18 protein-coding genes are annotated in these 21,688 nt (G+C 43.7%); 5 read left to right on the top strand and 13 right to left on the bottom strand.

Going from position 1 to position 21,688, the window contains the following annotated elements; translation table 11 throughout:
- Positions 1 to 176 precede the first annotated feature (176 nt).
- The gene (locus tag FO440_RS13135; RefSeq protein ID WP_144248720.1) at positions 177 to 416 is read left to right on the top strand and encodes a hypothetical protein; all 240 of its coding nucleotides are present in this window, start codon (positions 177 to 179) and stop codon (positions 414 to 416) included.
- A gap of 50 nt (positions 417 to 466) precedes the next feature.
- Entirely contained in the window at positions 467 to 1,414 is a 948-nt protein-coding gene (locus FO440_RS13130; RefSeq protein WP_144248719.1) for an aldo/keto reductase, read from the top strand.
- Between the two features lie 78 nt (positions 1,415 to 1,492).
- On the opposite strand, the gene FO440_RS13125 is transcribed toward FO440_RS13130, so the two are convergent.
- Positions 1,493 to 2,233, bottom strand: a complete 741-nt coding sequence (locus tag FO440_RS13125) for a hypothetical protein (protein ID WP_144248718.1) — start codon at positions 2,231 to 2,233, stop codon at positions 1,493 to 1,495.
- A 236-nt stretch (positions 2,234 to 2,469) separates the two neighbouring features.
- Here FO440_RS13125 and FO440_RS13120 point away from each other — a divergent pair, with 236 nt between their 5' ends.
- Positions 2,470 to 3,732, top strand: coding sequence for a PQQ-dependent sugar dehydrogenase (locus FO440_RS13120; RefSeq protein ID WP_144248717.1), 1,263 nt, complete (start codon positions 2,470 to 2,472; stop codon positions 3,730 to 3,732).
- Between the two features lie 108 nt (positions 3,733 to 3,840).
- Here the strand turns inward: FO440_RS13120 and FO440_RS13115 are convergent, their stop codons facing one another.
- The 9 genes from FO440_RS13115 to FO440_RS13075 all read right to left on the bottom strand — a co-directional run bounded on the left by FO440_RS13115 (position 3,841) and on the right by FO440_RS13075 (position 13,036).
- A complete protein-coding gene (locus tag FO440_RS13115; protein WP_144248716.1) occupies positions 3,841 to 4,083 on the bottom strand; it encodes a hypothetical protein in 243 nt (80 codons plus the stop codon).
- Between the two features lie 180 nt (positions 4,084 to 4,263).
- Positions 4,264 to 5,013 (bottom strand): ABC transporter ATP-binding protein, encoded by a 750-nt coding sequence (locus FO440_RS13110; RefSeq protein WP_144248715.1) that lies wholly within the window; start codon positions 5,011 to 5,013, stop codon positions 4,264 to 4,266.
- Between the two features lie 139 nt (positions 5,014 to 5,152).
- Positions 5,153 to 6,028 carry a sugar phosphate isomerase/epimerase family protein gene (locus tag FO440_RS13105; protein WP_144248714.1) on the bottom strand — a complete coding sequence of 292 codons (876 nt, stop codon included), beginning with the start codon at positions 6,026 to 6,028 and terminating at the stop codon, positions 5,153 to 5,155.
- A 119-nt stretch (positions 6,029 to 6,147) separates the two neighbouring features.
- On the bottom strand, positions 6,148 to 7,377 hold the full coding sequence (locus FO440_RS13100; RefSeq protein WP_144248713.1) for a nucleoside permease: 1,230 nt from the start codon (positions 7,375 to 7,377) through the stop codon (positions 6,148 to 6,150).
- A 123-nt stretch (positions 7,378 to 7,500) separates the two neighbouring features.
- Positions 7,501 to 8,706: an MFS transporter gene (locus tag FO440_RS13095; RefSeq protein ID WP_144248712.1), complete on the bottom strand. Its 1,206-nt coding sequence runs from the start codon at positions 8,704 to 8,706 to the stop codon at positions 7,501 to 7,503.
- 48 nt (positions 8,707 to 8,754) lie between these two features.
- On the bottom strand, positions 8,755 to 9,810 hold the full coding sequence (locus FO440_RS13090; RefSeq protein WP_144248711.1) for a sugar phosphate isomerase/epimerase family protein: 1,056 nt from the start codon (positions 9,808 to 9,810) through the stop codon (positions 8,755 to 8,757).
- A gap of 5 nt (positions 9,811 to 9,815) precedes the next feature.
- A complete protein-coding gene (locus FO440_RS13085; protein ID WP_246104217.1) occupies positions 9,816 to 10,967 on the bottom strand; it encodes a Gfo/Idh/MocA family protein in 1,152 nt (383 codons plus the stop codon).
- A gap of 286 nt (positions 10,968 to 11,253) precedes the next feature.
- The gene (locus FO440_RS13080; protein WP_144248710.1) at positions 11,254 to 12,351 is read right to left on the bottom strand and encodes a fatty acid desaturase; all 1,098 of its coding nucleotides are present in this window, start codon (positions 12,349 to 12,351) and stop codon (positions 11,254 to 11,256) included.
- 115 nt (positions 12,352 to 12,466) lie between these two features.
- Positions 12,467 to 13,036 (bottom strand): acyl-CoA thioesterase, encoded by a 570-nt coding sequence (locus FO440_RS13075; protein ID WP_144248709.1) that lies wholly within the window; start codon positions 13,034 to 13,036, stop codon positions 12,467 to 12,469.
- Between the two features lie 84 nt (positions 13,037 to 13,120).
- Here FO440_RS13075 and FO440_RS13070 point away from each other — a divergent pair, with 84 nt between their 5' ends.
- Entirely contained in the window at positions 13,121 to 13,819 is a 699-nt protein-coding gene (locus FO440_RS13070; RefSeq protein WP_144248708.1) for a toxin-antitoxin system YwqK family antitoxin, read from the top strand.
- A gap of 44 nt (positions 13,820 to 13,863) precedes the next feature.
- Here FO440_RS13070 and FO440_RS13065 read toward each other — a convergent pair whose 3' ends face one another.
- The gene (locus FO440_RS13065) at positions 13,864 to 14,364 is read right to left on the bottom strand and encodes an FKBP-type peptidyl-prolyl cis-trans isomerase (RefSeq protein ID WP_144248707.1); all 501 of its coding nucleotides are present in this window, start codon (positions 14,362 to 14,364) and stop codon (positions 13,864 to 13,866) included.
- Between the two features lie 72 nt (positions 14,365 to 14,436).
- The gene (locus tag FO440_RS13060; protein WP_144248706.1) at positions 14,437 to 16,449 is read right to left on the bottom strand and encodes a thioredoxin domain-containing protein; all 2,013 of its coding nucleotides are present in this window, start codon (positions 16,447 to 16,449) and stop codon (positions 14,437 to 14,439) included.
- Positions 16,450 to 16,774: 325 nt separating this feature from the next.
- Here FO440_RS13060 and FO440_RS13055 point away from each other — a divergent pair, with 325 nt between their 5' ends.
- Positions 16,775 to 18,766, top strand: coding sequence for a M1 family metallopeptidase (locus FO440_RS13055; protein WP_144248705.1), 1,992 nt, complete (start codon positions 16,775 to 16,777; stop codon positions 18,764 to 18,766).
- Between the two features lie 142 nt (positions 18,767 to 18,908).
- On the opposite strand, the gene FO440_RS13050 is transcribed toward FO440_RS13055, so the two are convergent.
- Entirely contained in the window at positions 18,909 to 21,548 is a 2,640-nt protein-coding gene (locus FO440_RS13050) for a glycoside hydrolase family 2 protein (RefSeq protein ID WP_144248704.1), read from the bottom strand.
- Positions 21,549 to 21,688: the final 140 nt, after the last annotated feature.

Here is a 21,688-nt window from a genome sequence, read left to right as displayed (position 1 = left end):
ATAATGTTTTAAACTATGCTATTGAGTTTCATTTGGTTAGTAATACCAATTTGACTAAAAAAGTTTGCAATGTTTTTTGTGCTTGTGTAAAGAGTTTATTACGCACACTTTAATACAGCGAAACAGGCAAAGATTTGCTAAAACACAAGTGGTAAAAATGCTGTTATAAACAAACTATGGAACCACAATTTAGCGCTACCCTAACCGGAACAGAAGGACCGGTAAACGGGATTATTAAACACATTACTTACGGCAGCTTTAAAAGAGCCTATCAATTTGACGCGATAGACGACACCCTGCATTTAGTGATAGCACCTGACGAAAACGGCAACTGGCAAAAAATTGCCGGTACAGAACCTTACCTGTTTAGCTGGGTTGATGAAATGGTTGAACAAATATTGAAATTACACGATTAAAGCAATGTAAAAATCCTCTCTTTTGGAGAGGATTTAGGTGAGGCATCACTATGGAAAAAAGAGAATTAGGCAGATCAGGTATTATGGTGAGCCCGTTTTGCCTGGGCGGCAATGTTTTTGGCTGGACCATTGACGAAAAGCAATCGTTTGAAGTGTTAGACGCTTATGTTGATTCGGGGCTTGAGTTTATTGATACTGCTGATGTTTATTCTAAATGGAAATCGGGCAACGTGGGCGGCGAGTCAGAAACCATTATCGGCAACTGGCTTAAACAGTCGGGCAAGCGTGACAAGGTTATCATTGCTACAAAAGTGGGTAAGCCCATGATTGCCGGCAAAGGTCTGTCAAGATCCTACATCACCAAAGCTGTTGAAGATTCATTAAAACGTTTGCAAACAGATTATATCGATCTCTATCAATCGCATGACGATGATAAGAATACACCGCTTGAAGAAACGCTCGCTACCTTTACCGACCTGATAAAACAGGGAAAAGTAAGGGCGGTTGGGGCATCAAACTATGACGCGGCGCGCCTTACAGAAGCACTTGAAGTAAGCAAAGCAAACGGACTGGCGTATTATGAAACCCTGCAGCCCGAGTATAATTTGTATGATCGTAAAGGTTATGAAACCGAACTTGAACCGCTTTGCGTTAAAAACAATATTGGTGTTATTACTTTTTATTCGTTAGCCAGCGGGTTTCTTACCGGCAAATACCGGTCGGATGCTGATCTTTCAAAAAGCCCTCGCGGCAGTGGGGTAAAAAAATACTTTGATATACGAGGTTCAAAAATACTGGCCGCGCTGGATAAGGTAGCCGCACAATATCAAACAACACCTGCAAGTGTTGCCATTGCCTGGGTAATTGCCCGGCCGGGGATAACCGCCCCTATTGCCAGCGCTACCTCTGTTGGTCAGTTACATGACACTACACAAGCGGTAAAATTAAAATTAGATGCTGAAGCGATAGCCCTATTGAATGAGGCGAGCGAATATTAACAAAGCTAAAAATCTTTATACAACAAAAAAGCCACCTTACAGTGGCTTTTTCTATTATATATGATGGAGGAAATTATATTAAGACCTGAACCTGTCATGACCATTTTGACCACGATAGTCGGCAAAGTGTTCGTTTGAATTGTTATCTCTTCCGCGGTTATCGTTTCCATTTTGGCGGTTATCAAACCTGCCCTGGTTGCCATTATCGCGGTTTTGCTGACGGTTATCGTTTCTTCCCTGATCGCGGTTACCCCAGTTTTGCGGACCACGGTCATTGTTTCTGCCTTGCGGCGCTGACCAGTTTTGCGGACCGCGGCCAAAATCGCGTTGGAAACGGCTGTCATCATGCGCTATACCACGGCGGTCGTCGCGCCTTTCAAACCTGAAGTTATCATCCCTGCGGTCTTCGCGGGCATAAAACCTGCGATCATTGAAACGTCTCCAGTCATAAACGTTACCCCGGTATCTAGCCCTGTAAACATCCGCATTTAAATAAGGGCGGTTTGCGCGTACTTCATAATGGCGTGCGCTTCTCCAGTCGTAGTTACGGTATTCGCCGGGCAGGTAAGTGGCGGTTACCCAGTTGTCGCCATCGTTATAATAATAACATCTTTCGGGTACGCTGTAGTAGGCGTCAACATCCGGCAGGTAATAATAATCGTCTGCTGGAGTGTACTCGGTGTAAACCGGTGCGGCGGCTACAACCCTAACGGCCGGGGTATTAATATGGATACCAAAACCTATGTGTATTTGTGCATTTGCAGTGTTAAAAAATAAACCACTTAATGCTATTGCTGATATTAAAGCTATCTTTTTCATATTGTTAATATTTATACCTCTATGACGCTAAATAACCACCGATGGTTTAATCAACATATTCAATTAAATTGCATAACATTTATTATTAAGAATTAAATTCTTAAATAAACCAATTACTCAATACTAAATTTCGAAGTGTAAAATTTTGAACGGATTGTAAAAGCTTTGATAATATTTTATTTGGTTAACAGCTTTCATATTATTTGTATTTATTTTTGATAGATAAACTTAGAACCATGAAAAATAAAAGAATATTCTCCCTGTTATTACCGCTGGCTGCAGTAGGCGGATTTTTATCATTAAACGCTTTAAAGAATGATCCGCCGGTAAAAAACAAAGCTGCCGTAGCAGGTATAACGGTGCCCGCCGGGTTTGACCTTTCAGTAATTGCTGACGACCTGGGCAGCGCAAGGCATTTGGTAGTTACACCTCAACATGATATTTATGTACACATGGCCAGCACCCGCAAAAGTAAAGGCATTGTTGTGCTGCACGAAGAAGGCGGAAAAGCTACCGTAAAAACCAGTTTCGGCGATTACGGCGGTACAGGCATCGCTATTAAAGATGGTTATTTATATGCATCGTCAAAAAACTCGGTATTCCGTTATAAGCTTGATGCCAATAACCAGGTTATCGATCCAAACAGCCCTGAAACTATTGTTCACGGACTGATCGACATTGACCATCATCAGCCTAAAGCATTAACTTTAGACAATGATGGCAATATATACGTGAACATTGGTGCGCCAAGTAACATTTGCGAAGAGTATGACAAAAAGCGCACCGGCTGCCCTATTTTAGATTCGACCGCCGGGATCTGGCAGTTTAAAGCTAACGTGCCTAATCAAACTTATAGCAAAGAATCGCACTATGCCTGGGGATTACGTAATGTGGTGGGCATTGCCTGGAACCAGCAAGACAACCAGCTATTTGTAATGCAGCATGGCCGCGATGCGCTGCATGACCTTTTCCCGAAACTATATACACAGCAGCAATCTGCCGAACTACCTGCCGAATGTATGTTCGCGCTAAAAAAAGGCGATAACGCAGGCTGGCCGTATGTTTATTACGACTGGCAGAAACACAAAAACATGATGGGCCCTGAATATGGCGGTGATGGCGTAAAAGGTGCCGATCCTAAATACATCAATCCGGTAGCCGCATACCCGGGACACTATGCGCCGGATGGCTTACTATTTTACACCGGCAACCAGTTCCCGGCGAAATATAAGAATGGCGCTTTTATAGCATTTCACGGTTCATGGAACCGCGCACCGTTGCCACAAAACGGGTATTGTGTGGTATTTCAGCCATTTAAAAATGGTAAACCTGACGGAAAATGGGAAGTATTTGCTGATGGATTTGCAGGCACTGCAGAACAAAAGGCATCTGGTGCCGCTGTACACCGTCCATGCGGATTGGCCCAAGGCCCTGACGGATCATTATACGTAACAGACGATAGTAAAGGGACTATTTTTAAGATTACATACAAAAAATAAATTCCACCCTGTCATTTCGAAACGAGGAACGAGTGAGAAATCTTATAAAAGCGATCCGTAGCATATCTTTTAAGATTTCTCGCTATCGCTTCGAAATGACATTGCTTTTTAAGCAGCTATGCTCGCTTTTATTACCTCTATCAGGAAATTGTTCTTCAGTTCTTTTTCGGCTACTACAACACTAAAGTCGTCATACCTCACGCCGTTGTCAACCGGGTATACGGTGTATCCCCTTTTGTTGGCATCGTATTCGCCCAATTCAAAAATTTCGTCTTGCTTTTTGCCTTTGATCCTGGCACCGCTAACCAGCTGGTACGCATCAGATATGTTTTGAAATTTATTGTTCATCATAGTGGTTGGATGAATACAATAAGTTTGCCAAAAAAGATGTGCAATACAAAAGCAAGGGAATGTGCGATTCCTTCCCTGGGGAAGGAGGAGGTAGGGGTTTAGTGAATATATCATTTTTGCGAAACCCCTCCCTGCACCCTCCCGTTGGGAGGGAATCGCACGGGGCCTGGCATAGCTACACTATCCAAACCACTCAAACAGGTCATTCTGTTTTAAATGTTCTTTTTGTTTGGCGGCAAAATCTTTAATGATAGCGCCTTCTGCCATCTGGATAATACGCGTTCCATAATTGTAGGCATCTTTTAAATTATGGGTGACTAATATTGTGGTCAGTTTAAATTCTTTACTTAATTTATCGGCAGTGCTCATCACCACTTCTGCCGATCGCGGGTCGAGTGCCGCGGTGGGTTCGTCAAGCAATAAGATCTTACACTCGTCCATCACACTCATCAATAAGGTTAGCGCCTGGCGCTGCCCGCCCGATAAAGTACCCATGGGCTGATCTATCTTATTTTCAAGGCCCATGCCCAGCGTGGCTATCTTTTGTTTAACCTGCTGCTTAAAAGCATCGTTTATACCAATGGTTAAACCCTTAACCTTTGTACGTATGGCAGCCAGCCTGAAATTATCGAGAATGCTTAATTCGGATGCCGTACCGCTCATAGGGTTTTGAAAAACACGTGCTATCCATTTGCTGCGTTGGTAGTCGGCCAGTTTGGTAACATCGTCGCCGTTGATATCGATGGTGCCTGATGAAGGTAACAGGCTACCCGAGATGAGGTTCAGCAACGTAGTTTTACCGGATCCGTTCGATCCTACTATCACCACAAACTCTTCATCATTAATAACCAGGTCAAGCCCGTTAACCGCGTTTACCTGGTTGGCCTTGCCCCTGTTAAATGTTTTATGAATGTTTGTTATGGTGATCATGGTGATATCCTTTTCAAAACAAACGTCATTGCGAGGAACGAAGCAATCTCTACATAGGCTTGGTATATGATAACCTATCGCGTAGAGATTGATTCGTTCCTCGCAATGACGGGTAAATTTGAAGCAATAAGTTTTTAACTTATATACTTATCTTATCCTTAATGTACTTAGCACTTTGCGTAATGCTTACATAAGGATCGATATTGGTATAGTTTTCCTGCTCAACAATAAAGTGTTTTACACCGCCTTGTTTAGCCTGTGCCAGTATCTTCACAAAATCAATTGTACCGGTACCAATTTCGGTATTTAAACCGTTGTTGGTTTTGTCCATATCTTTAATGTGTACAAACTCAAAACGGCCCGGGTGTTTCGCAAAAAGCTCTAACGGATCTTTGCCCGAACGCACTACCCAGTAAATATCCATCTCCATAGCTACCAGCTTAGGATCTGTGTTATCTATAACAGTATCGTAAAACGTGGTATTACCAATTGGTTTCCACTCGAAATTGTGGTTGTGGTAACCTAATTTCAAGCCTGATTTTTGGCAGATCTCGGCTGCTTTGTTCATTTTTTCTGCAACGGCTTTACACTCGTCTACAGTTTTAACGTATTCGCCGTTTATTGACGGGATGATGATATGGCTTTGGCCGGTAGCGTTAGCAGCCTCGATGTAATCGTTAAAATTATCCATCTTGCCCGAACCTAAGTATTCGTTCATATCATAGTGCGCGCTTGGCGTGCTCAGACCATTTGCTTTTAATAAGCTGCTGAAAGCTTTAGGGTCAAGGCCCCAGAAACCGGCTTTTTTGCTGTAACCAAAAGGCTCAACTTCTTTGTAGCCTGCTGCTGCAACTTTGGCAATAACGCCTTTTACATCTTTAGGTAACTGGTCGCGCAAGCTGTATAGCTGCAGACCTACATTTTTAACAGGTTTGGCCGATAACAAGTTTGGCGCAATGATAACACCTGCCGACAGTAAACCTGCCTGTGTTAAGAACGTTCTTCTATTTGTCATGAAATTAGTGTTTGTATTTAGTTGGCTAAAATTAGTAATATCTGTGATTGATTGTACAGTATAGACGTAAAAAAAGCGATGAGTTTAAAACCCATCGCTGTTAATTGCTATTTAAGCAGCTAAGTTTTTACCTCTGTTTTAGTTTTATCATTAAAAAACAACAGGAACAATACCATTACTACAGCAGCAATACCCGCAGGGATCAGCCAGATCATTTTCCAATCATGAACGCCACCGGCATTGTAGGCATCAGATATCAAACCGGCTATGTAGAAACCGATCAACATACCCACGCCATAAGTGGCCAAAGTGATCATACCCTGTGCGGCGCTTTTGTATTGCGGACCGGCTTTCGAGTCGGTGTAGATCTGCCCGGACACGAAGAAGAAATCATAACATACCCCGTGCAACGCTATACCTATAATCAACAGGAAGCTTAACTCGCCGGCATTGCCATAAGCAAACATGGCATAACGTAAGGCCCAGGCAAGCATACCCACTACAATTGTCCATTTAAAGCCGAATTTTTTGAAGAAAATAGGCAGTGCCAAAATAAATGCGGCTTCTGAGATCTGGCCAATGGTCATTTTACCTGTCGGGTTATCGATCTTGATATCTGTTAAAAAGCTATTGGCATTTTGGTAATAAAATGCCAGTGGGATACAGATCAGGATCGAGGCGATAAAGAAAACCAGGTAGTTTTTATCTTTAAGTAGTTTCAAAGCATCCAAACCCAGTATCTGCGCTATGCTAACTTTCTCGCCGTTTGATGGCTTAGGTGGCGTAGCAGGCAAGGTAAAGCTAAACAATCCCAATACTAATGAGGCAATGCCCGACATTAAGAAAGTGTATTTTAAAAAGCCTTTTGACAGGTTCTCTGCCGAATCCCAATGAAAAAGGTAACTGATAGCCAAACCGGCAACTATCCAGCCAATTGTGCCCCAAACGCGTATGGATGAAAACTCTTTTTCGGTATCTTTCATCTGATTAAATGAAACCGAGTTAACCAATGCAAGCGTTGGCATATACAAGATCATGTAACCTAATATGTAAGGGTAAAATGCAGAAATATCAGCAGCCTTGTATGCCTGGTACATTAACACGGCACCGATGATGTGCAATACTCCTAATATCTTTTCGGCATTGAAAAACCTGTCGGCGATCATGCCTACTATAAACGGAGCAATAATAGCGCCCCATGATTGTGTGGAATAAAGTGAGCCGGTTTGTGCGCCGGTTGCGTGCAGGTTAGTCCCTGCGAAGGGCCCCATGGTAACATACCATCCTCCCCAGACAAAAAACTGAAGGAACATCATTACCGATAATTTAATTTTAACAGATGGATTCATTAGTAGTGTGGTTGTTTTAAATAAGATCAATTGCTAAAAATAGTAATATCCTTTAATGATTGTTAACAAAAAAGCGATGAGTTTAAAACCCATCGCTTTTGCTATTATTTATTGAATAAGTGATTACACCTGTATAGCGGCAGCAGTCTTTTTACTGCGGCCTTTCATATAAATATTCAATCCGATAAACGCTACAACCAATACACACGGAATAACTAATGTTGCATGTAATATCTGTGCTCCTGCAAGCGCGTCATCACCGTGCGAGTCGGCAACAATCCTGTCGTAGTAAGAGCCCATGATCATGGTATAAACAGATACGGCAAACATACCCGCGCCACCCATCAGGTTTAAGCCCAAGGCGCCAGTTTCGGGCATGTTGGTATTAACAAATCCAAGCATGGTTGGCCAAAAGAAACATACCCCCATACCGAAGACAATAGCAGCAAAGAACACCGCATTACCGGTAAGTGTACCTAAAAGGTAAATACCTATTGCACCAAGTATGGCAGATATGAGCAGTAAGGCCTGTGGTGTAATTTTTTTCAAAACCGGTTTAGCAAAAGCACGGCCTATAACCATAACACCGGTATCTAATGTCAGGATCAATAAGGCATTTTGGGTTACGTTTTTCAGCAATACGTCAATCCACTGACCGGTAAATAACTCGGTGATAGCTGTGCCGAACATACAGATAAACATGAATATGAACAGCGGATTTAATATCGCTTTGTACATATCGCCGGTACTTACACCTGATGCAACACGTTCTGTAACCGGGAAATCCAGTTTTGAAAACAGGTATCCGTAGATAATTGTAGGGATCAGCATCATTCCTACCTGGATCTGCCAGTTTAAACCTAATTTATTAAACAGTAAAACAATTAGCGTACCTATAACAATGCCACCCGGAAACCATAGGTGAAAGTGGTTTAGTTTAGTGGTTTTGTTATCAGTATATAACGAAGTAACCAAGGGATTACAAGCTGCTTCAACAGTTCCGTTGGCTAAACCTACCAGCAAGGTTGAGATATACAATGTCCAGAAGCCCTGGGCAAAGATAGTTAGCAATATGCCGGCTAAGTGGAACAGGAAAGCCAATACCAATAGTTTTTTCATGCCGATAACATCGACAATAAAACCACCGATAACTACCGCTAATGGAAAACCCCAGAAAGCTGTAGCGGTTATGGACCCCAGTTGTGCTTTATCCAATTGGAAATCAACGCCAAGTTTGTTTAATATACCGGCGCGGATACCAAATGATAATGATGTAACCAACAGGGACAAACAGCTTGCCCTGAACAGTTGTTCACGATTAATTTGCATTGTGTTTTTTTAAGTTTAGTTTATAATTGGTTTATAAATGTATTAATTTTAATCTATTCCAAGCAATTTACGGTTAAATGCTTCGTCAGATCCTGCTGCCGCGAAATCGTCAAAAGCCTTCTCCGTTACGCGGATGATATGATCCTTAATGAAAACGGCTCCTTCTCTTGCGCCATCTTCAGGATGTTTTAAAGCACATTCCCACTCCATAACGGCCCATCCGCCGAAGTCATACTGTGCCATTTTACTGAATACTGATTTAAAATCAACCTGCCCATCGCCTAAGGAACGGAAACGCCCCGCGCGCTCAACCCAGTTTTGGTAGCCACCGTAAACGCCCTGCCTTCCGGTAGGGTTAAATTCGGCATCCTTAACGTGGAATGCTTTGATACGCTCATGATAGATGTCTATGTACTCCAGATAATCCAAACATTGTAAAACAAAGTGCGATGGATCATAAAGCAGGTTAGCACGTTTGTGGTTGTTCACTCCTTTCAAGAACATTTCATAGCTGATGCCGTCGTGCAGGTCCTCGCCCGGGTGTACCTCGTAGCAAACATCTACGCCATTATCCTCAAATACATCAAGGATAGGCAACCAGCGTTTCGCCAGTTCTTTAAAACCGGTTTCAACCACGCCTGCCGGGCGTTGCGGCCATGGGTAAACCATTGGCCATAACAAAGCACCGCTAAAGGTTGCATGCGCATTCAAGCCCAGGTTTTGTGATGCTTTTGCCGCGTACTTTAACTGCTGTACAGCCCACTCTTGCCTTGCTTTGGGGTTTTTATGTACCTCTGCCGGGGCAAAAGCATCAAACAGGTCGTCATAAGCCGGGTTAACGGCTACCAGCTGGCCCTGTAAGTGGGTTGACAGTTCGGTAATTTCTAAGCCGTGGCTGTTTACCAGGCCTTTTATCTCGTCGGCATAGGTTTTGCTTTCTGCCGCTTTTTGCAGATCAAAGTAACTGGTTGCCCAGCTTGGAATCTGTACACCTTTAAAACCTAAACCGGCCGACCATTTACAGATCTCGTCCAATGTATCAAATGGCGGTTTATCGCCTAAAAACTGTGCTAAAAATATAGCAGGGCCTTTTATTGTTTTCATAAAATTTATACGTTGAATTTAGTCCACTTAATGTCTGATTTGCCAGAGGCTATTACATTCTCTATGAATGCCATTCCTCTTACGCCTTCGTCAATGCCCGGGTAATCCTGCGCCTCAGGCGATGCTTGCGTACCTTCCAGCTGCGCTTTAACACATAGCGCGAAGTTGTGGTAAAGGTTAGCAAATGCCTCTAAATAACCTTCAGGATGGCCGCCCGGTGTGCGGGTATTATGTGTAGCGAACGAGCTTACATAACCGCCGCCTGTACGATAGATCTGCCATGGCTCACCACTCATTTTAACTACCAAAGTGTTAGCATCCCATTGCTGCCATTCAAGGCTGCCTGTTTCGCCATATACACGGATCTTTACATTATTTTCTTCGCCGGCGGCTATTTGGGTAGCTGTAAGTACCGCGCTTGCACCGTTATTCATTTTTATCAGTACCGCGCCGTCATCATCCAATTTACGGCCTTCAACTACAATGTTAATGTCAGCACAGATCTGGGTAACCTGTAAACCGGTTACGTATTCCATCAGGTTAAAAGCATGTGTGCCGATATCGCCCATCGCGCCTGCTATACCGCTTTTACCCGGGTCAGTACGCCATGAGGCTTGTTTGTTATCCTCTCCCTCTAAAAAAGTGCTTAACCAGCCTTGCGGATACTCCACATAGATCTTACGCACCTTGCCGATCTTACCGCTTTTAACTAATTGCTTAGCTTCTTTTACCATTGGGTAACCGGTGTAAGTGTGGGTAAGGCAAAACAATTTGCCGCTTGCTGTAACCACTTTTTCCAATTCTTTAGCTTCCGCTAATGAGAAAGTCATCGGCTTATCTAAAACTACGTGGAAGCCGTTCTCTAAAGCCATTTTTGTTGGGCCAAAGTGCACATGGTTAGGCGTTACTATGCTTATTACCTGTACCCGTTGGTCGGCAGGTAATTGTTTTTCTTTTTCAATTAGTTCCTGGTATGAGCTATATGATCTGTCTGCCGACAATCCTAAGGCCACACCGCTGGCTTTTGATTTTTCAGGATCGCTGCTGAAAGCACCGCATACTAATTCATAATCGCCGTCAATACGTGCGGCAATACGGTGTACGGCACCTATAAAAGCACCTTGTCCGCCACCTATCATTCCTAATTTTAATTTCATAATTATTTTGTCAGCATATTAGGTTATCACTATCGGCAGTTGCCAATGGCTTTAACATTTTAGTTTTATTAGTTTGTATATTACTGGTTTTATGGCAATTAATGATTGTATAGCAAGCATTAAAAATTCTTATAATATAGGTTTACCAAACATAATAACTTTATTAATAAAAAACCTAATGCCATAAAGATATTACTAAGCAATTTATGCCTGATGATACAGCATATTAACCAAACAGGCCCGGTAAATTAATACCGGGCCTGCTATAATTGGTTATGTTAGTTGATCAAACCGTTTCTACGATCAATGCTTCTTCGGGAATCGCAAATACCTCGACAGGACTTGCTTTAATACTTGCCTTACCTGCCTTTTGAATGCCGTAATGATCACTGTAAAATTGTTCTTTCGAGTCGCGGTATGAGCTTACCGCACCTATCATGCTCATAAATTTAATGTAGTACCAGGCACTATCAACCTGCCACGGCTTAAAACCGCTACGCGCACTGTTTGGATAAGCGTGGTGATTATTGTGCCACTCGCCTGCTACAATACCCGGCCAAACCTGGTTGATAGACATATCATCGCGGTTAAAATCAATACCGTCGCGGCGTTTATCTTCGCCTTTGCCGTGGCCTTCGTAATTAAAGGTACGTACGCCAACGGCCCAAAAACCGGCTGCACCAAACATGGCGCAGGCAAGACCTATCCCGCCGAACAAATAAAACGCGGCAAACCAAAGTCCCCAGCTTAATGCGACACTTAAAACAGTTTTAAGCGGATTAGCCAGCGTACCCCATTTTTGATATTGCGTGTATGTATTTACCTGTACGCCTGTATGTTTCATCAACTTAACGCAGCAGTTATAATCCTTCTCACTCATTTGCCTGTTTATTGGCTGATGGTTTACATCCGCCAGGAAACAGTATAAAAAGCCGCCCTGTGCGTTGTAAGGGTCGCCGGGCTGGTCTGATAAAGCGTGATGCACATGGTGCGATACCGCATAGATCTCTTCGGGAATGATCTTAAGCGTAAGGTTTTGTGTAAAGAAACGCCAAAAGCCATTGCTAAACTGGTATGCGCCATGTGTACAGTACCTGTGGTGCCAGATGGTACCGTGGGTACCCATAACAATCATGCTGTAAACAAAGGCTACTATCAATAATTTGATGGTGAAATATTTAAATATGAACAGGAAGAGGAATGGTGCAAGCACCACAATCATCATCCAACTGGTAAAAGAGAGCCAGTTTTTTTTGTCTTTAAATACGTTTAACCTTGAAAAAAATTCTTTAAAAAGTTGTTTCGGAGTTGGCTTTGCCAGGTCACCATTCGCGTCGGTCCATCCATATGCAGGAGGTTCCAGCACGTTGTTTAAAAAAGCCATCTACTAAGTTTGGGGATTAATCAATATTTAGATTTGTAATTTGAGTGTAATATATAAATTAAATACTTGTAAAAAACTTTTATTTAATTTAATAACACTCGCTTAATAGCAAACGTTAATTATTGATTAAGATTACCCGTTCTCCGGTTAATAGTTGTTCACATTCGCTAATACCCTCAGGTACAGCTATTTGATTTACTTCATTTTTATAATTTTGCTTGATCTCTTTACGCCTTTTAGCTTCAATAAAGCGTCTTACATGGTCGCGGTTCTCTAATATCAACCCGGGGATCTGTGCCGGCTTATTATTTTCGTCCTTGGCCACCATGGTAAAATAGCTGGTATTGGTATGGTTGATCACATTTGTTTTAATATTCTCTGACACCACCCGTATCCCTACCACCAGCGAAGTATTACCTACGTAGTTTACCGATGCCATTAGTGATACCAGGTCGCCTACCTCAACAGGCTGTAAAAAATCGACGGTGTCAATAGACGCCGTTACGCAATAATTACCCGCATGCTTGGCCGCGCATACGTAGGCTACCTTATCCATCAGCGACAATAATATACCGCCGTGGATCTTACCGCCAAAGTTGGAGTACGAGGGTATCATCAGTTCGGTAATGGTGGTTTCAGAAAAGTGGACAGTTTTAAATCCTGATGTATCGGGTGACGCGGCCATATTATTTCATTTATACCTTGCAATATAAAACATTTACGTTTTTGCTGTATTTTAATAAATATTAAATTGCCAAAAATATCACCTGTGAAAAACCTGCTCCTGTTTCTAACCTTTACCTTTTGTTTTGTAAACTGCTTTGCGCAGCATATAGTCACACGGAAAAACAAACTCACCGATAATCTTACAGAGCAATTTCAAGCTGTTATTGAAGCCAAACAGCAAATTAAACAGGGCACGTACCGCGTATTGTATAATAAAAAAACGGTAATTGCCAGCGGTATTTATAAGGATAATAAAAGAACCGGGCTCTGGCATTTTTTTGCGCCCGATGGTACGCCTTTAGAAAACTTTAATTACGATAACAACATGCTGCTGTACGAAGCACCGCATGATAGCTTATCGCGTATTCATTACAAGGTAGATTATGTATTAAAGGATAGCGACAAAACATCACCACCCATCAGGCTTGGCGGGCGCTTTTTTGGATATATACCTTATATCCGGCTTTTAACACCATACATAGATAAGTACTACCTGCGCAATTACCTGGTTGTTATGAAATTATTGGTAAGCCCGATGGGGAGATTGGCTGAATACAATATTGACGTTGTACGTTATGACACAAACGTTATTACCTATACTATGGATACAAGCACTTTAAGCGACGAGGACAAAACATTTATCCCTGCTACGCTGAATGATAAGACCATTACATCGCAGATCAGTGTTTTCTGCATAGTAAGCGACTCGGGAGAAGTATATATCAGGGACTTTAAGTATTAATCCGGCAGCCGGTTATTAATTAACCAACTGCCGGTATTTATTTTTTAGTGATGGTGATGACCATCCGGACCGTGCGCGTGACCGTGCGAAAGTTCTTCGGCAGTTGCAGGGCGAACGTTAATGATGGTTCCTTTAAAATGTAAAGGCTGGCCGGCCATAGGGTGGTTCAGGTCGACAATAACAGAATCTTCGGCAACAGAAACAACCTGGCCCTGGAAATGATTGCCATTGTTATCCTGTAAAGGCAATATCGAGCCAATTTCCGGCAGATCTGCTCCCTGGAACATTTCAAGCGGCAAATTAGCTACTGCCTCTTCGTCATGCTCGCCGTATGCTTCTTCCGGCGTTAAACGGAAATCGTAAGTATCATTGGTTGATAGCGTGCTTAAGTTCTCTTCAAATTTTGGCAGCATCTGGCCTGCTCCAAATAAAAATGTTAACGGCTGCTCTTGTGTAGCGCTTTCTACTAAAGCTTCGCTGCCGTCTTCCTGGTCAACATACAAATCGTAAGTTAATGACACTACATGTTGTGGTTCAATCTTCATTAGAATAATTTATTCGTTAGTGGTAAAATATTGGCACCCATGAGTGCTTGCTTCTCTATATTATTAAATGTTTCAGGCTTTAATTTGTTTTAAGGCCTCTTCAATATTTGCGGCTGGTAATCCACAGGTTCTGTCTTTGCAAATAAATACCTGTGTGCTATCACTAAACTTGTCGCGCAGCAAAGGTAAACTTCCTTTTTTACCGCCCAAGATAATTTTATTGGGAATGTAATTTTTTTCCATTTCTGTGCGATAAGCCTCCGCATCATCACCCACTATCGCAACTTCAAAAGTGCCAAATACCTCTTCAAGCAATAAAATGCTCCAGTTTGAATAGGCCGAACCATATTTAGCCAGGTGCTGCATGATATTGCGTAATTGCTGTGCCGATATGTCAAGGTATTGCGCATTATCAAACAATAAGCCCAGCTTTTGCAGGTTACGCGCCATTACCGAGTTTGATGCCGGGATCACCCCATCCATGATCTCTGATTTACGGGCGATGAGTTGCTCGTCATCATCGGCGGTGAAAAAGAAAATGCCGCTTGCCTCGTTATAATAATGAGCGATGGCGCTATCTGTTAATTGCACTGCTTGAGTTAGCCATTGTTCATCAAAGGTGACTTCGTATAAGGCTATCAGGGCTTCGATGACATTAGCGTAATCGTCAAGAAAGGCGACCTCTCCCCGGCCCTCTCCAAAGGAGAGGGAGTTATGTACGCGAGTTATCCGGCCGTCTTTAATTAAGTTATTAATTAAAAAGTCAGCGTTTTTTAGCGCAATGGATAAATACTCGGTTTTATTAAATGCCCGGTAAGCTTCGCATAATCCTTTTAACATCAACCCATTCCATGAAGCCAGGATCTTATTATCCAGCCCGGGGCGGATGCGTTTGCTGCGTGCTTCAAACAGTTTTTTACGGGATGCCGCTATGCTCTCCAGCATTTCATCAACGGGGATGCCGATGGCTTCTGCAAGGTCAGTATCATTTCCCCGTTTAAATAGGATATTGGTTTGTTCTTCTTCCCAGTTGCCTTCGTCGGTGATGTGGTAATAGATGCAGAATAGTTCGGCTTCGTTGTCCAATACTGCTTTGACCTCTTCTTTATCAAAAATATAAAATTTGCCTTCCACACCTTCGCTATCCGCGTCAAGCGCCGAGTAAAATCCGCCTTCAGGCGATAATAGTTCGCGCACCGCAAAATCTATCGTGTCGGCAACTACCTGCCGATATAGCTCATCAGGCTGCCAGGTATAGGCTTCGGCATACAGGCTGATCAATTGTCCGTTATCATACAGCATCTTCTCAAAATGCGGCACATGCCAAAGGCCATCAACCGAATAACGCGCGAAACCACCGCCCAAATGGTCGTAAATACCCCCATCAGCCATTTTTTGTAGGGTAAGCTTGGCTAATCCCGCAATTTCATCATCCTGCATTAAATGCGCATAGCGGATCAAGAACTGCCAGTTATTTGGCATCGGGAACTTTGGCGCGGTGCCCATGCCGCCTTCAACACCATCGAAGTATTTTTTCCAGTTATTTACGATCAGTTCAAGATCGGCTTTAGTATAATCAGGCTGCGTCGCAACAAAACCTATCGATTCATATTTCTGGATCCCTTCGGTCAAGCGTGTGGCATATTCCAGTGCGTCTTCGGGCTTTTGTTTGTAGTAATCAGCCAGGTTAAAAAGCAGGCTTGTCCAGTCGTTTTTCCTGAAATAGGTACCGGCATATATAGGCCGCTGATCAGGCAGGCAGATACAATTTAAGGGCCAGCCACCCCTGCCGCTGATCAGTTGCACGGCGCTCATGTAGATCTGGTCTACATCCGGTCGTTCTTCGCGGTCTACCTTAATGCACACAAAATATTCGTTCATTACCGCAGCCACCTGTTCATCCTCAAAACTCTCATGCTCCATTACATGGCACCAATGGCAAGCCGAGTAGCCAATACTCACAATTATGAGTTTGTTCTCGTCCCTGGCCTTTTGCAAAGCTTCTGTCCCCCAAGGGTACCAGTTAACCGGGTTATTGGCGTGCTGTAATAAATATGGGGATGTGGAGTTGGCTAAACGGTTCATGATGTAAAAATGCGATTATTAAAATAAATGAATTGCAAAGTGGAAAAGTTTTGCAGGACGATTACATTTATTAGTAGTTTGATTTGCCCTGAAATAGGTTTACACAAAAAAGTGTACCAAACTGTATCATGAAAGCGAGTTTATGAAATTAACTTTCTTATTATAAACATCTTACAAAAACGGGTGTACCAAAGTGTATCGCCGGGACACATTCAGTTTGGTACACCAACAACCTGCCTGTCGGGCCGATTTGACAACTCAATAGGCAACATTATGCAATCACATATTATTTCGCTTTATTTGTTCTTTACAAATTAACTGATCAATGCATTACTTTAAAAACTACTTGCTCTTTGCATGCGGCTGGCTTGCTGTTGCATTTAACGCATCGGCGCAAAGCCCCGACACCTTAAAATATAACCACTCAGACCTGTTTGGACCTGTGGTATGGCCTGTTACCAGCAATGGTACACGCTCTGCTGCCGGCAAGCCGGGTCCAAACTACTGGCAAAACCGTGCCGACTACCTGATCCATGCCACACTTGACGAAGGTAAGCAGGATACTACCATCATGGGCGATGTTACCATAACCTATACCAACAACAGCCCCGACAATATGAACTATTTATGGTTGCAACTGGATCAGAACCTGTTTCGCCCTGATTCCCGTGGTGCTGCGGTAACCCCTATCACCGGCGACCGTTTCGACGTGAAAGGCTTTGGCCGCGGCGGTGTTAAGGTTGAGTCGGTAACCGTTACTTATAAGGGCCAAAACTATACCGTTACACCGGTTATCACCGACGCCCGTATGCAGGTACGCTTAAACCAGCCCTTGGGCGGTAAAGGCGACCAGATCCAGGTAAAGGTAAACTATGCCTTCTCCATACCTTTTTATGGTGCCGACCGTATGGGCCGCAAGCAATTTAAGCAGGGCATGGTATATGAGATAGCGCAATGGTACCCGCGCATGTGTGTTTATGACGACGTGGAAGGCTGGAACACCCTGCCCTACATGGGCCTCGGCGAGTTTTACTGCGAATACGGCAATTATGATTATTATATCACCGCGCCTGCAAATATGGTCGTAGCCGGATCAGGCGACCTGCTGAATGGTAGCGAGGTACTTACACCAACACAACAAAAACGCCTGGACGAAGCGCGTAACAGCGACAAAACCGTAACTATTATTTCAGATAGCGAAGTTGGCAAACCAACTACCCGTCCGTCTAAAGGTTCGCTAACCTGGCACTTCAAAATGGAGAACACCCGCGACGTGTCATGGGCCGCTTCTACCGCCTTTATCTGGGATGCAGCCAAAGTTAACCTGCCATCAGGCCGTAAATGTATCTCGCAGTCGGTTTACCCTATCGAGAGCGCGGGCACGCATGCCTGGGGACGTTCGACCGAATACCTGAAAAACAGCATCGAGATCTACTCGAAAGCTTATATTGAATACCCATGGAACTCGGCCGTTAACGTATCCGGCGTGGCTTTGGGCATGGAGTACCCGGGTATCATCTTCTGCTTAAGCGGATTAAAAGACGGCGGCCTGTGGGGCGATGTTACGCACGAGATCGGCCACAACTGGTTCCCGATGATCGTTGGCAGCAATGAGCGTAAATACATGTGGCAGGACGAGGGTTTTAACACCTTCATCAACCAATATTCAACCCTGATGTTCAATAACGGTGAGTATGCGCCAAAAGGTTTGAACGGTAAACCTGCCTTGTATTCGGGCACCAATGCGCAACAAGTGTTAAGGAGCTATATCAAAAGCAACGACCCGCTGATGACACCTTCTGAAGCTATCGGCCTAAACGATTATGGCCAGTATTACAACAAAACCGCTTTAGGTTTAGATATGCTGCGCGATGTTATCCTGGGCCCTGAGCGTTTTGATTATGCCTTCCATGAGTATGTTAACAACTGGGCGATGAAACACCCCTTGCCGTATGACTTCTTCCGCGCGATGAATGATGCTGCCGGCGAGGACCTGAACTGGTTCTTTAAACCGTGGTTCTTCACCACCTGGAAACTTGACCAGGCGATAGAAAGCGTAAGCTACACCGGCGGACCGGAAAACGGCGCCATCATCACCATTGTGAATAAAGAAAAGATGGCCATGCCTGTCGAACTGAAAATAACCCAGGCTAACGGCAAGACAGAGTTACTGCACCTGCCTGTAAACGTATGGCAACGCAACGGTGTATGGAAATTCAAATACCCGTCAACATCTGTCATCAAAAGTATCGTGATCGATCCGGATCACCAGTTACCGGATATAGATCTGAAGAACAACGTTTATAAAGCAGATTGATTTTGGAGGTAAAAGCCTAAAAGTGAAAGCTAAAAGGCTTAACCTTATATAAGTAAAAAGACCCGGTTTTATTAAAAGCCGGGTCTTTTTATTTGCTTGCTTGTCACACGTGAGTCGTTATCGCTCAGAACAACTCTCGTGTTTATTTCACTTCCACCATTCGCTCTTTCAAATTCCATCCTCTTACCGACACTTTAGGACTCAGCACCGGCTGATCATATTCCAGTGTAATTGTCTTTTGCTCACCCGGTAAAACCGATACGTAGTTGTCCGAATAAAAAGTTGGCAGCACCCGCTCATTCGTTTTAGGGTTGATAAGCGAGATCCTGTTAAAGAAAGCAACAGGGCCTTGCTTGCTATTGGTCAATGTGACTGCTATTTTTCCTTTTGAAATTGGCTTTGCTGTAATGATAAGCTTTGCCGCCGGCATTTCGTTTAAGCCGCTGTACTCGCCGTTTTTATCTGCCAGCCAGTACACATTATCGCTGATCAGTTTGCTGTCACGTCGGGTAAGCCTCAACGCCAGGAAAGCGCCTTTATCTGTCGCGGCAGCGGCAACTTCTTTTTTGATGGATAAAAGCTTGGTTACGCCCGTTACTTCAGGATCGCACGGTGTTGCGGCTACAGGTATTTCCTTGCCTTCTATGGTGTATAATTTCACTGTTGCAAAATTATTCACTTGCGATTCTACATCATTATTTACTATACTCACCGTACTATCCGTCGGGTTATACATAATATGCTTTAACTCGCTCCCGCTATGCAGGCCGTATAAACAAGCATTAGGGTCCAAATAATAATCATACATCTGCCCCCGCATAGCCGACCACGGGTTTTGCGTTTTCCAGATAATACTACCGGTGTACCAGTCCCACATGTGCGAACTAAAGCCCTCCATCAGTCCGCGGTATTGGTCGTAATTAACCAATTGCGCCTTTTCTGCAAAATCTTTAACATCCTTTGGTTTACCATATTTATCAATGAAATCTTCATATCCTATATAGGTATGGTAATCCCAAACAGAATCAACCTTTTCTTTACGCGTAGACTTGTTATAATCAGGTACGATCATATTTTTTTCGGGGATAAATCTTTTCAGAGATTCATAATCCCCTATCCCCACAGACCCAACTTCTGAATTAAAAGGGTAAGTGCGGTGTGCCCAGAAGACAGACAAATGCTGTATCCCGTAAGGCCCGTCACCATTGGTGCCCTTCTCTGTCTTTGACATATCCAGCGAGTTTGAAAAATCAACAAACCAGCGGGTATTATCCAGTGTCGGCATCAGGGTATCGCGTACGGCTTTCAGAATATCATCAGGCTGGGTAATTTCATTGCCCCCGCACCATATCGCCAGTGAAGCATAATTGCGGATCATTTTGATCTGATCGGCTATCGAACGGATATACAACGCATGGTCATCCGGGTATTTACGCCGGGTGGCCTGGTCTTCCAGTTTCTTAGGATCCTGCCAGCGGCCGTTGCAATCGCCTGATCCCCACATATCTTGAAAAACCAGGATCCCGTATTTATCGCAAGCCTCATAAAATTCCGGGCGCTCAATCAGCGCGCCGCCCCAAACACGGATCAGGTTCAGGTTCATATCCCTGTGAAAACGCACCTCGGCATCATACCGCGCTTTAGAGAATCGCAACAACTCGTCAGACACGATCCAGTTGCCGCCTTTAATGAAGATCTTTTGCCCGTTAACATTTACCTGGCGGCTTTGCGTATGGCTGTTCCATTCGGTAGTTATCTGCCGCACACCTACCTCGATATTTTTCTGGTCGGATATTTTATTGGCCGCTGTAACAAACTGTAAGTTTAAATGATACAGATTTTGCGGGCCATAACCGTTTGGCCACCATAATTTGGGGTTTTTAAGTGAATAGTCACTCAACTGCACATCAATCTCCGCTCCTGGCTTAAGTGTAACATTCTTTGCCACCGACTTACCATCCAGATTATACTTTAACACACCTGTAACTGCTTTACCCGTAGTATTTTGCAAATGTGCTGACACCTGTATAATTGCCGGTTCCTGCGCTGACTCTGGCATCCTTACACCCGGTACCAATGTAACCACATGCGGGTCGGTAATGCGTACCGCGCCGGTTTTCTCAATGGTAACCTTGTCCCAAATACCGGTATTCCTGTCGGGGATAGGTTGGATCCAGTCCCAGCCTGCTGTGTATTGAATGCTCACGTTTTTGGCTATGGTACCATCGCCACCCTGGCCACCGTTGGGGTTGCCTACCGGGTCGGGCGGGTAAACAATAATAGCTAAGCGGTTATTGCCGCTCTTTGCCAGCCATTTGGTAATGTTATAGCTGCGGCGCAAAAACATACCCTGGTTTAATTGCTCATTTAGCTGGTGCCCGTTTAAGAAAACGTTATAACTGTAATTTACCCCTCTTAAATTAAGGTACACCTGGTTGCTGCCCTGTGCTTTAACCTCTTTAAACTCCTTAGCAAACCAATAAGTATAATAGTCCCGGCCGGTTCTGTATATATCAGGGATCTGCTTGTTATTCATCCCGTAAAATGGATCGGGTACTTGCTTATTTTTTATTTGCGATGTCAGTACCGTACCGGGCACCACAGCAGGCTGCCAATCGTTAAGCGCGTAACCTGTAGTTGATATGGCTTCGCCTTTATCCGTCACACTGCCTATGGCTTTAAACTTCCAGCCGGAGTTGAGTTCATAACAGGTTTGGGCATGTGCATTTTGCAAGACTGCCGTTAACAAGATCAATAAGAGAACATTGGAGAGGATACGCATAAAGGATTTGATTTGGTATCAAATGTAATTAATTGCGATGGCCAATTCAAGGGGTAGCGCGCAGGACTCACCCGCTCTACGCTACCACTGTAATTACCGCCAGTTTTATCTCGCTCTTTTACCTATTTGGTTTTCGGCTT

The organism is Mucilaginibacter corticis (assembly GCF_007558865.1).
In the GTDB taxonomy this organism is placed as follows: domain Bacteria; phylum Bacteroidota; class Bacteroidia; order Sphingobacteriales; family Sphingobacteriaceae; genus Mucilaginibacter; species Mucilaginibacter corticis.
Note: the sequence above shows the minus strand (reverse complement) of the source record. Positions and strands in the feature narration are given on the sequence as shown.